Raw genomic sequence first — 11,449 nt, 5'->3', positions numbered from 1 at the left:
TACCGCCTCAGGACTTGTCGAACTTCTTGACGACGTCGGCCCATTTCTCGATGTCGCCGCGCAGGAACTTGTCGAACTGCTCCGGCGTCATCGACATGGGCATGGCACCCTGCGCGGTCCAGAGTTTTATGATGTCGGGTCGCTTCACCATTGCGTTTACGGCGGCATTGAGTTTGTCGATAACAGGCTTTGGCGTGCCCGCCGGTGCCATCAGGCCGAGCCAGATCGTGGCCTCATAGCCTGCTGCGCCGGCCTCGCCAGCGGTCGGAACGTTCGGCAGCACCGCCGAGCGCTGCTGGCCGGTGGTGGCGAGGGCGCGGACCTGGTTCTCGGCGATATTCGGCGCCATTGCCGGCACGGCGTCGATCATCATCTGCACCTGTCCACCGATCACGCCGCTGCGCGCCTCGCCGCTGTTGCGGTAGGGCACGTGGACGACGTTGATGCCCGCCATCGCTTTGAACAGCTCGCCCGCCATGTGATAGGGCGTGCCCTGGCCGGAGGAGGCGTAGTTCAGCTTGCCCGGTTGCGATTTGGCGAGCGCGATGAACTCTTGCAGCGTCTTGGCTGGAACCTGCGGGTTCACCACGATGACGAGGTCGGAATAGTTCACCGGCGCGATCGGCGCGAGGTCGCGCATCAGCTCGTATTTGCGTTGCTCCGGCGTCAGCAGCGATTCATTCGCGGTCTGGGTGTTGGACATCATCAACAGCGTGTAGCCGTCGGCCGCCGACTTCGCCGCCTCGACGGTGCCGATGACACCGCCCGCGCCGGTGCGGTTCTCGATCACGAAGGGCTGGCCAAAGCTCTCCTGGAGCGCGTTGCCGATCAGCCGGGCCGCGACGTCGGCTGGCCCGCCGGCGCCGAAGGGCACGACGATCCGGACCGCGTGCGTGGGATAGTCTTGCGCCAATGAGGGGGCTGCGGCGGCTACGCCGAGCAGGCCGGCGGCCAGCGCCAGCATGAATCTTCGGGCCGTCACGCCCACCTCCCTGATGTCGTTCTTGTTGGATGCACTGTAGCGGCCGGGAACGCGGACTGTCGACGCCTCACAAGGTCGGTCGTGCCGGGAATATCGGGTGGTTTTCGGTGTGGCCGAGCCGAATTTCGCGTTTGCGGCAGGAGCCGGCCGCGCGTGCGGTTTGAGCAAATCGCATGGGCGTTGCCGGATAAATGCGCTCGGCCGGCCGGTATTTTGGTGTTACGAACTGGGACATGAACCAGCACGCCAAGATCGAAATCCGCCATTCGACCTGTCCACACGATTGCCCCTCGGCCTGCGCGCTCGATGTCGAGGTGGTCGAAGGCCGCAGCATCGGCCGCGTCCGCGGTTCGAAAAAGCAGACCTACACGGCTGGCGTCGTCTGCGCCAAGGTCGCCCGTTACGCCGAGCGCATCCATCACCCCGAGCGGCTGATGTATCCGATGCGCCGTACGGGTGCGAAGGGCTCCGGCCAATTCGCGCGGATCTCGTGGGATGAGGCGCTGGACGAGATCGGACATCGGTTCAACGCGGCCGAGCGCGAGTTCGGCGCGGAATCGATCTGGCCCTATTATTACGCCGGGACCATGGGGCTGGTCATGCGCGACGGCCTCAATCGTCTCACGCATGTGAAGAAATATTCGCGCTTCTATTCGACGATCTGCGCCAATGTCGGGCGCATCGGCTTTGCGGTCGGCACCGGCAAGATCGCCGGTGCCGATCCGCGCGAGATGGCGCTGTCCGACCTCGTGGTGATCTGGGGCACCAACCCCGTCAACACCCAGGTCAATGTGATGACGCATGCGGCGCGGGCGCGGAAGGAGCGCGGCGCGAAGATCGCGGCGGTCGACATCTACGACAACGAGACCATGAAGCAGGCTGACATCAAGATCATCCTGCGTCCCGGCACCGATGGCGCCTTTGCGTGCGGTGTCATGCACGTCCTGTTCCGCGACGGCTATGCCGACCGCGCCTATATGGACAAATACACCGACTGCCCCGCCGAGCTCGAGGCGCACCTGAAGACGCGCACGCCCGAATGGGCCTCGGCGATTTGCGGCGTGCCGGTGGCGGAGATCGAGGCGTTTGCCAAGGCCGTCGGCGAGACCAAGCGGACTTTCTTCCGGCTCGGCTACGGTTTTACGCGTTCGCGCAACGGCGCGACGCAGATGCATGCCGCGAACTGCATTCCCGCGGTCACCGGCGCCTGGCAATATGAAGGCGGCGGCGCCTTCTTCAACAATTACGCGCTGTGGCACTTCGACGAATCCATCATCGAGGGGCATGACGCGATCGATAAGACCACGAGTGCGCTCGACCAGTCGCAGATCGGCCGCATCCTCACCGGCGATTCCGAGGCGCTGCTCGGCAAGGGGCCGATCAAGGCGATGCTGATCCAGAACACCAACCCGATGACGGTGGCGCCGGAGCAGGCGCTGGTTCGGCAGGGGTTTGCGCGCGATGACCTGTTCGTCGCGGTGCACGAGCAGTTCATGACCGAGACGGCACTGATGGCGGACATCGTGTTGCCTGCGACCATGTTCATGGAGCATGACGATCTCTATTACGGCGGTGGCCATCAGCACATCTCGGTCGGTCCGAAGCTGATCGATCCGCCCGGCGAGTGCCGCTCGAACCACGAGGTGTTGCAGGCGTTGGCGCCACGGCTTGGCGCAAAGCATCAGGGGTTTGAGATGACGCCGCGCGAGTTGATTGACGCGACGCTGAAGCTCAGCAGCCACGGCGACATCGCCGGCCTCGAAGCCGACAGCTGGCGCGACCTGCAGCCGGACTTCCGCACCTCGCATTATCTCGACGGCTTTGCCCATGCCGACAGGAAGTTTCATTTCAAGGCGGATTGGGCGCATCCGCCGTTCGGCCAGACGATGGGGGATTTCGACAAGATGCCATCGCTGCCGGACCATTGGGCTGTGATCGAGCACGCCGACGAGGTCCATCCGTTCCGGCTTGCGACCAGCCCTTCGCGCAGCTTCCTCAACACCACCTTCAACGAGACGCCGTCCTCGCAGGCACGCGAGGGCAAGGCGAGCGTGATGATCCATCCGCTGGATGCGGCCTCGCTCGACATCGCCGACGGCGACGCCGTGACGCTCGGCAACAGCCGCGGCGAGACTTCGCTGATTGCCACGCTGTTCGAGGGCGTACGGCGCGGCGTGCTGATCGCGGAATCCGTTCACCCGAACAAGAATCATATTGGTGGCCGCGGCATCAACATGCTGACCGGTGCGGATACGATCGCGCCGATCGGCGGGGCTGCATTCCACGACAACAAGGTCTGGATCAAAAAGGCGACCTCGGCCTGAGGCGCATTCGCGCACCGATCGTCTGCAAATTTGTGTCGAGGCGCTAAAGCGGTGCCGCGTCGCAGATTGCCCTTGCACCTGCCGCCCGACCTGCCGCAAATGGCTGCAAAACGGGAGCAAGGAAGCGAGCGCGCCATGACCGACACCACAGCCGTCATCACCGAAAAGCGTGGGCAGGCGTTCTGGATCACCATCAACCGGCCGGAGAAACGCAACGCGTTGAACGGCGACGTGATCGCCGGCATCACCAAGGGCTATCGCGACGCGCATGACGACAAGGACGTCCGTGTCATCGTGCTGACGGGCGCGGGCGACAAGGCGTTCTGCGCTGGCGCCGATTTGCAGAATTCCGGCGCGGCTTTCGCGATGGATCATTCCAAACCAAATGTCGACTATGCCGATCTGTTACGTTTGTCGCAGAACGCCACCAAGCCGGCGATTGCGCGGGTCGGCGGCGTCTGCATGGCCGGCGGCATGGGCCTGCTCTGCATGACCGACATGGCGGTTGCGGCCGACCAGGTCATCTTCGGCCTGCCGGAGGTGAAGGTCGGCGTGTTTCCGATGCAGGTGCTGAGCCTGTTGCAGCGCATCGCGCCGCCGCGTCTCGTCAACGAATGGGCGCTCACCGGCGAGCCGTTCGACGCGAAGGCGGCGCAGGCCGCGGGCCTGCTCAACTATGTTATTCCTGCGGTCGAGCTCGATGCCAAGGTCGACTGGCTGATCGGACGCATCGTCGACAAATCCCCGACCGCGATCCGTCGCGGCAAATACGCGATGCGCGCGATCGCCTCGATGTCATTCGACGAGAGCATCGCCTACACCGAAAGCCAGATCGCGCTGCTCGCGATGACCGAGGACGCGAAGGAGGGGCTGAAGGCGTTCGGTGAAAAGCGTAAGCCGGTCTGGACGGGGAAATAGGTTCGCTAGTCGATCGACCTGGAGGTCGAGGCGGCGAGAGCCTGGTCCGTCCAATTGCATCCGAGCCGTTGCTGGACAGCTGCGACGACATCCTCCCAGCCGATGTCGGGGGCGACCATTCTTCAATGACCGTACGAATAATGTTTTCATCCGCTTTGCTGATATGGACGCGCCGCCCGCGAGCACCGCGGCGCGCTGTTATTGGGGCACCCTGCCAGCGCCTGGTTGCTTGCCCAAACTTTCAAGGATTTGTTTTGCCATCAAGTCCTTCGCGGAAGGATCGAAGAGATTAACTGATTCTGCCCAAGTCTCGAACGGGTCTTCCGACGTAGGATTCAACCAGGCAAAACCGCCCTACACGCGAGGCATCAGACGCTCGTCGTTCACCACACCCGGGATTTTGAAACCGCTACGGCCCGAAGAACTTTCTGACCATTGTGGTGGCCCCGGATCTCCGACATCGATCTGCTCTGGCAAAGCCGGGGAACGCCTCGAGATGTTCTGCCTCGAACGGCTTCGCGCCGAATTTCATCGCCAGTCGGCCGACGGCGTAGGCCTGATCGGCGGCAATGCGCGTGGCCGCTCCATCCTGGTCATCCAGGGTCGCGACGGCATGTTTAGTCAGCGCGAAATGCGCGCGGATCCATGCCGACCATTCCGATCGGCGAGCCGTCTCTTGCGACTGTCGCGACCGACACGGGCTCGAGGGCGGGGTAGGCTGTGCAGCACTGATATCTGCTCCTCAGAAGCGTCCGAGAGGTCATCAATCGCCTCGCAAAGGGACCGCTCGGTGTGAAGATGGACACGATAGCCGCGTTTGTTGATGGCGACGGCGCCGTCGTCGAAAAGCTCGAAGGATTTGTCTGCCCGCCGGATCACGGGCGGCAACTCTTCGAAGGCTTCCAACCGCGTTTTGGCCGTCGACAAGAGATCCAGATCTCCGTCAACCACAATCGAACGCGACAGGAAAGCGCCGGCAGATGCCTCATAGAGATGCATGGCGGAACTTCCGATGACCATCAAGCGCGGCCCGAATTGCTGACCAACGGCTTATGGAACCGGCTGACGAGCCGTTAGATGACGAAGTTCGACATCACACTGAAAGGCGTCCTGCGGGAAGGCAACAAAACGCAGGTGCTTCGGTCGCTCGGCATTGAGGGCGAATACGGCGAGCTCTCTCCCAATTTTCCGAGCACGCGAGAGCGGCGCCGCTACGGTCCGTACCGCGGGCCAGGCGGTTCAGCGTCGGCCGAAAGTGCCGGCCCCATCCTGAACTTCTCCAGTACATGCCTGCCATTTGCCGGCTCCGAAATTCGGCAGGACAGCGAAACCAACTGCGGCTGCTCCTTTCCTTCCAGTGAAGGCATGTCGGTCCGAGAGGCCAATCCGGCATTCGCACGGGCTGCCTCGAGCTCGCATTCGGCTGCTCGGCATTCGGCTTCTAGCCGAGCGACCTCAGCGCGCGCTGCGCGCTCTCGGTCCCGCTGCTCCAGTGCTCGGGTTTTCTTCCCGCTGCGCTTGTACTCCAGGATGTTCCAACGCGGCAATCGAACTTCGGCGGCAGGCAGCCCGCGGTCTGCGTTGCTGCGCGGATCCGCGTGATAATCAATCCCTCGCGCTTCGCAAAACCGGTTCAATAGTTCCGCTATTTTGCGGCGAATGTCCTTAGCCTTTCCGCGAAAATCATCGTTCCAATCGCGCGCTTTCTTCCTCTCAAATTCGCCGTTCCTGACCCTGCGCAGCGTCATCATGAAGTGCACGTGCGGATTGGGAAGGCCGTCGTGGGCCATCGGACAATGAATGTCCACCTGCACCACCATGCCGCGGTCAGTGAAAACTCGAGCCAATCCCCGTGCAAGCTTGAGCCAATACTTTTTCGGCAAGGCGCGTGGAAGAGAAAGCTCCATGAGGCGCGCTTCCTGCGCATCGATCCGTTTCTCCGCCGCTGCCGCTTTCGACCAGAGCTGCTCGCAGTCCCTGGCCCAAGCAGGTGCGTCATCGGGAGCGACAACGAAATGGGCCACAAGGTCTTGTCGATCCGAGTAATCAACTAAGACACCACTCGATAGACGTGCTGCGCCGCGGCGCTGGTAGGTCGACCGATCTACGCAGGACTGCCCACGCGATCGCTGCGTCACGCCCAATTTCAGACCGAAATAATCGCCCACGTTAACCTCGATGTATAAATGAAGCCCACCGAGAGGCTAGAGCACCGGCTTGCAAGGGAGAAGGGCGTCAAGAATGCCCCAGCGTGAGCAGGCGTCCTGCAAAGCGGAGGGCTACCTTTCGTCTAAATGAGCTCACGTCGGCCGGTCATCGTATCTCCGCAGGCTCCAGCGAGCGTCGTCGGGACACCCGTCTTCGAGCGATCGACCGCTTCCCACTCGAGCCGGGAGAATGGAATAATTCCTTGGGTGCCATATCCTCGCCTTGGCAACCCAAAAACCGTCGCCGGCAAAGGGCTGCTCGCCTCAGGGGCGCCCATCGGAGCGTGGTTGGAAACCTTCGGAGGGAGGCCGCCGAAGCTCCCCTTCGACCGGTAGCGCTTGGCGGGATCCCTGGCGCGATGCGCAGACGTTCCCTCCGACGGCGGCGACATTGGCCCAATTCTCACCTGGTGGGGCGCCGCGCGACGTGCTGGCCGCCTAGAGCTCGGCCTGCCTTCCGGGTCAAGCGAATAGGCATAAGTGAGCTCCCCTGCCGCTTTGCTACCCTACGGCAGATATCACCTACAAGTCCCCTGAACTTTTTCTGGTCCCTTGCAGGGTCGTGTAAATAATTGGGAGCTCCTGCAACCCGGCTCAAAGGAGCACTACAAGATGACCAGCGTTCTCGACAACCATTGGCCCAACGGCATCTCCCTCGATGCGCCCGAGCCCCAGCGTGCGCAGCCGCGAAGCGCAGTCGCGCGGTCGGAGGAGCGGCTCGCCGCCCTCCAAGCTAAGCTTGCACAAGCAAAACGAATGCTCCATGAGGCGTCCGCGCGCGAAGACGCCATTCGCGAGCGGGTCGTCGGGCGCGCCGTATGGGCTTTGGTTCAGAAGGGCGGGTTGGATCACGCCGTGATCGATCTCATCCGCCGCGAGTTGCGCGGTCAGTTGCGTCCGGCACAGGCCGGCGCTTTCACCGACACCGTCTTCGAGTAGCGGTCCGCTTCTCACGGGAATCCCTTGGACGACCCCGCTTGATCCAACGCGACAATTGGGCTTCCAGTCCTGCTGCCGCCTTGCTGAGCTCAAGATCGAAGCGACGGAAAGACGCTTCGATCAGGATGGAAGAGCGCGTCAATCAAGGTGAGAGAGTTTCGCCGGGCTCGTGACGAAGGGAGGGCGTAGCCCGACCGGAGTTATGAGCCCGGTGTCGGTGCGATCCGTGAGGGGCCGGGCCGACTGGTGATCGCGGCCGGCAGGTTATGCAAGTGGTTCTTCCGCCAAGAGGAATCACTCGCTTGCCCGGCCGACACAGATTACGAAATGAAACTCAACAAAAAGTACCGTCAAACCGATAGCCCGCTAGCTAGTGGCGGCAGCCAAGGCATCATTCAGTGCGTCGACCGCTTATCGGATTCGAGAGATATCCCCGACTTCCGTCGCAAAAAAGGAAGGCTCCCCGCGGCCGGCGACGACCGAACCCGTTGAGCGAGGTGTTCGAGACCGAGATCGTCCCGATCCTGAAGTGTGGCACCTGGCTTACGCCCGCTGGCGGTCTTCCAGGAGATGCTCCGACATCATCCTGATCCTGATCTCGGCACCTTTATTCGTCGTACCCTGGAACGTCGTATCCGTGCCTGTCGGCGAGGAGCACGAGGTAATCTTCCGCCAGATCCGTCCGCCTGGCCAGCTCGGCCTCTCCGACTTCACAGATATGGGCAAGTTGAGTGTTACGATCGCGGGCGCACCGCTGGATCATCGTCGCTTCCGTTTGGCTTATTGCGGCTTCGAGCACGCCCACGTCGTGCTTGGCGACGAGAGCTTCGTTGCCATAGCCGGAGGCATCCAGAACGCCCTCTGGTCGCTCGGTGGCCGCGGGAGTATCGGACAGTCTGTCGGCCGCATTCTGCAGATCTCGATCCAGATGCACGGGACGATCTGAGGCGATACGAGGCTCTGTGAAGCGCTCTTCCATCCTGATCGCCGCGCGGCACTGCCCCCGTTACTGGGGTGGAAAAACACCTACCGGGCGAACAGGAACAGTTACTTGTTGATTGACAGTATCTACTCAACCGAGCCTGCCGGCCCTTCAAGCCTGACAGCAGACGTTGGCTCGGCCGGTCACGACCATTGAGTAGACGCTGCAGAGCTGCTGCACATGGCCGCGCGCGCATTGCTCACAACGTCCAAACCGGTGCGAGAAGCAACAACTACTCAACAGAGAAGGCGCTGCGCTTTCCGCTGCAAAGGTCGCGCGATCCAGGATCGGCTTGATCGTCAAGTCGTTGTTGCAAGCAGGCGCTAATATCCCGCGATCGCTACAGAAAATCCGATCGTGCTAGCAGAATACAGGTACAATGCATGTATTCTGCTAGCATGATCGGGCCCGGCCTGTTTGGGAGTTGCGCTCCACGATGTCAGAGTGCCGACGCAAGCCGCTTTGCGCGGGTGTAAAAGGCTGCAAGACCCTTGGTTCGGGATCAGCGCGATCAGCGCACGCAAATGTCCGCAAAGGCCAAGAGCTCACGACGTAGTCCGACCGTATCGCCGTGCGCTTGCGGCCCTAGCCCGCAGTAGGGATGCTCAATCGCGGTCGTCGGGAGGCATTTTGTCGCCCACTCCTTCGGCCAGACCCGTGCGCGCCAACTTGCGGCGTCCGGAGCGATATTCGATATCCTTGCGGCGCTCGCACCAGTTAAGCCGGCGTTTCATGTGAAGGAGAAGCTTCTTGTCTACCCTTGGAACGTCGACGATATCGCTCTGGCTCCAGGCGAGCCGGCCACGTCCGTAACCTCGTCTTTGCTCGGTCGAGACCACTTCGCCGACCAGAGCGGCGACATTTTCGGGAGGCGCCACGGCCAGCATATTGGCGATGAACTGGTCCCGCAGCGAGTGCAACGTGTAGTCCCGTCGCTCGGCCGGATCGAACTGCCGGCAGACCTCGCGCAGCAGCCCTGCGAGCCCGCTCTGCCTCGTGTGCCAGGTCCCCGGTTTGCCGACGTCACTACAGCGCTCAACCATGTGCACGATGGTACGGCGCGTCTCCGCGTTCAGGCCGCCGATGCCGAGGCTTCGGCAGACGATCGGGACGCCTCGCGCGTTGACCATGTTGACGTCAAGCCAGATCTCGCTCCCGCGCCGAGCGAGCGTCGCCATCCGCCACTCGACCGGCGATAGGCCGGTAGTGACGCCCGCAATCAGCCAGCTCTTCAGCCAGGACGCCTCATCCGTCCCGATGTCTGTAAGTCGTCGCGTCAGCACATCCAGACGTTCCGGCGGCAACCGGCACGGGCGCTGCTTGCCGTGGCGGCCAAGCTGGGGTTCGGACGCGAGCCTGTCGATCGCCTCGGCAAAGCCGTGCGGTCGGTGGTGCTCAAGCCAGCTTCTGATGTCGATCTTGTAACCTCGCCAGGTTGCGTCTTTGATCACCGGCTTGTGGGCAAACAGCCACGCCACCGCATCCAGCGCGTCGAGATCGCCTGCCGGTCCGATCTCCGCCTCACGCCGATACCGCGCCATCATTTGGGATCCGCGCGCCAGATAGGCTTGCCGGGTGGCCTCCGAAGCGCCGTTCGGACGTCTTCTGCCTTCCCCACCTGCTCGCTTCCGCATGCGCTGCCCGATGCGCTCCAGCTCACAGACCTCCGCGACGCGGAGAACATGGTCAACGGACCGCTTCATTTCGTAGGCCTGAAGATGCCGCGCCTCGACCAACAGATCGCGCAGGTCTTGTGGTGACCGCGGCGCTGTCTGGTCTGTTCCGATGCGCCTTCGCTCGCTCATCGTTTCCTCGGGAGATGACGGGATGGGAGACTGGCCTCATGCGCCAATTCAGACGATCGGCGGTGCGCGATCGCGTTGTTGTGGGGCTGAAGCTCAAGGAATTTTTATCGACCTACAGCCCAATTAGGCCCCGAACGCGATCACGCACCTCGCCCTTCAGCGCCGCGACCTTGGCTCCGACGCCAACAAGCTTGGGCTGTTCGAGCGCCAGCGAAAGCGCCTCCAAAAGGCTTTCGTCCATGATCTCCCGGGCCGCAGCGGTCAGAAAGGCACGCGCCCGCTCGTTGTCAGGCGCCACGAGGTTGATCTGCCGCCACCCTTTCTCCTGCTGCCTCTGGCGCTGATCGGCCTTTCGCGCAGCTGCCGCACTGCGATGGCTCACCTGGACTTCGGCGACGGGATCAACGCCTGGTCCGACGAGGGCACGTGTGGCGACCCAGCCTTTGCCGACAAGGGCCCTGACAAGGCCGTCAACGGTCGGATCGGCCCACGGCTCATCGTATCCACCCGCTTCAACGGCAAAGCGGCTGTCGCGGTCCCCACCACTTTCGGAGCTAGTCACCGGGACTAGTCCAACCTGATCATCCCTGCGCACGCGCGATCTCCCGATTGGCTGCTGCCATTTTGATCCCATCTTTGCCGCAGGTTTGCGCGCGCCACTATTGAGCGACCGCCGTGCACAGGCGGCTGTTGAGCTCATCGGCGAGATCGAGATGACGCATGGTGCGGACGAGGTCGTTCTGGCCATCGTGCGACCCCGCATTGAACAGCACGTATGCCCCCACGACCCTGACCAGTCCCTGCTCGTTACGGATCACGTGGTAGGTGGTTCGGTGAATGATCACCTCGACGTCTGCCCTGGTGCGCAGCTGTTCTGCGACCGCATCCAAAATCTGCGGCGCGACGCGGCTGTAAGCGGCATCGCCGACGGCGTGGCCGATTGCGATGCTGGAGACGGCCCATCCTACGGCAGCCATCTGCGACCACGAAGCCGGGACGAAATCCACATACGGGCCGAACTGGCCAAGTGCAGCATCCCGGGCCTGCCGGGTCGCAAACGCCTCGGGGAAGCCCGGCGCGACGCCCGCGAGGTTATTCAGCAACTCTTCGTCGTCGATCGGCAGATCCAGCGCCTCCCATGAGGCGATCGCCTCCTCCAGGCTTCGAGCGACAGGACGAGCAAAGAACAGATCATTCATGGCAAGCAGCTCCTTAAGCAACTCTGGGGAAGGAAGATATTCCTTCAAAAAATATACTTTATCGGATTGATAAATTCGTCAAGCTGCGGCCGT

At 62.5% G+C, this 11,449-nt stretch carries 9 protein-coding genes and 1 pseudogene; 4 read left to right on the top strand and 6 right to left on the bottom strand.

All coding sequences use genetic code 11. The features are described from left to right. Positions 1–7: 7 nt before the first annotated feature. The gene (locus E4K65_RS14685) at positions 8–964 is read right to left on the bottom strand and encodes a tripartite tricarboxylate transporter substrate binding protein (protein WP_209312064.1); all 957 of its coding nucleotides are present in this window, start codon (positions 962–964) and stop codon (positions 8–10) included. Positions 965–1,215: 251 nt separating this feature from the next. Here E4K65_RS14685 and E4K65_RS14680 point away from each other — a divergent pair, with 251 nt between their 5' ends. Continuing rightward, a complete protein-coding gene (locus E4K65_RS14680; RefSeq protein ID WP_135174772.1) occupies positions 1,216–3,306 on the top strand; it encodes a molybdopterin-dependent oxidoreductase in 2,091 nt (696 codons plus the stop codon). A 135-nt stretch (positions 3,307–3,441) separates the two neighbouring features. Further along, positions 3,442–4,224, top strand: coding sequence for an enoyl-CoA hydratase/isomerase family protein (locus E4K65_RS14675; protein WP_135174771.1), 783 nt, complete (start codon positions 3,442–3,444; stop codon positions 4,222–4,224). Positions 4,225–4,845: 621 nt separating this feature from the next. Here the strand turns inward: E4K65_RS14675 and E4K65_RS14670 are convergent. Together E4K65_RS14670 and E4K65_RS14665 are read right to left on the bottom strand one after the other, a co-directional pair. Further along, positions 4,846–5,247: a GSU2403 family nucleotidyltransferase fold protein gene (locus tag E4K65_RS14670; RefSeq protein ID WP_283813831.1), complete on the bottom strand. Its 402-nt coding sequence runs from the start codon at positions 5,245–5,247 to the stop codon at positions 4,846–4,848. 188 nt (positions 5,248–5,435) lie between these two features. Beyond that, the gene (locus E4K65_RS14665; RefSeq protein WP_167770813.1) at positions 5,436–6,392 is read right to left on the bottom strand and encodes a MobA/MobL family protein; all 957 of its coding nucleotides are present in this window, start codon (positions 6,390–6,392) and stop codon (positions 5,436–5,438) included. A gap of 651 nt (positions 6,393–7,043) precedes the next feature. Between E4K65_RS14665 and E4K65_RS14660 the strand changes: the two genes are divergently transcribed. Together E4K65_RS14660 and E4K65_RS14655 are read left to right on the top strand one after the other, a co-directional pair. Further along, the gene (locus E4K65_RS14660; protein WP_135174768.1) at positions 7,044–7,370 is read left to right on the top strand and encodes a hypothetical protein; all 327 of its coding nucleotides are present in this window, start codon (positions 7,044–7,046) and stop codon (positions 7,368–7,370) included. A gap of 327 nt (positions 7,371–7,697) precedes the next feature. Continuing rightward, positions 7,698–8,333 (top strand): annotated as a pseudogene (locus tag E4K65_RS14655) (IS21 family transposase); the annotation flags it as partial. Between the two features lie 624 nt (positions 8,334–8,957). On the opposite strand, the gene E4K65_RS14650 reads toward E4K65_RS14655, so the two are convergent. The 3 genes from E4K65_RS14650 to E4K65_RS14640 all read right to left on the bottom strand — a co-directional run bounded on the left by E4K65_RS14650 (position 8,958) and on the right by E4K65_RS14640 (position 11,356). After that, a complete protein-coding gene (locus E4K65_RS14650; protein ID WP_135174767.1) occupies positions 8,958–10,157 on the bottom strand; it encodes a hypothetical protein in 1,200 nt (399 codons plus the stop codon). 112 nt (positions 10,158–10,269) lie between these two features. Further along, the gene (locus E4K65_RS14645; RefSeq protein WP_135174766.1) at positions 10,270–10,719 is read right to left on the bottom strand and encodes a hypothetical protein; all 450 of its coding nucleotides are present in this window, start codon (positions 10,717–10,719) and stop codon (positions 10,270–10,272) included. A 97-nt stretch (positions 10,720–10,816) separates the two neighbouring features. Continuing rightward, the gene (locus tag E4K65_RS14640) at positions 10,817–11,356 is read right to left on the bottom strand and encodes a hypothetical protein (protein WP_135174765.1); all 540 of its coding nucleotides are present in this window, start codon (positions 11,354–11,356) and stop codon (positions 10,817–10,819) included. Positions 11,357–11,449 lie beyond the last annotated feature (93 nt).

Source organism: Bradyrhizobium niftali (assembly GCF_004571025.1).
Classification (GTDB): Bacteria; Pseudomonadota; Alphaproteobacteria; order Rhizobiales; family Xanthobacteraceae; genus Bradyrhizobium; species Bradyrhizobium niftali.
The sequence above is the reverse complement of the archived record's forward strand: the minus strand, read 5'-3'. Positions and strand labels throughout refer to the sequence as shown.

Bases quoted from the DNA above. Each gene is read 5' to 3' on its own strand.
- E4K65_RS14680 (WP_135174772.1), top strand. From the start codon at position 1,216: ATGAACCAGCACGCCAAGATCGAAATCCGCCATTCGACCTGTCCACAC.
- E4K65_RS14685 (WP_209312064.1), bottom strand. From the start codon at position 964: ATGCTGGCGCTGGCCGCCGGCCTGCTCGGCGTAGCCGCCGCAGCCCCC.
- E4K65_RS14675 (WP_135174771.1), top strand. From the start codon at position 3,442: ATGACCGACACCACAGCCGTCATCACCGAAAAGCGTGGGCAGGCGTTC.
- E4K65_RS14640 (WP_135174765.1), bottom strand. From the start codon at position 11,356: ATGAATGATCTGTTCTTTGCTCGTCCTGTCGCTCGAAGCCTGGAGGAG.
- E4K65_RS14650 (WP_135174767.1), bottom strand. From the start codon at position 10,157: ATGAGCGAGCGAAGGCGCATCGGAACAGACCAGACAGCGCCGCGGTCA.
- E4K65_RS14660 (WP_135174768.1), top strand. From the start codon at position 7,044: ATGACCAGCGTTCTCGACAACCATTGGCCCAACGGCATCTCCCTCGAT.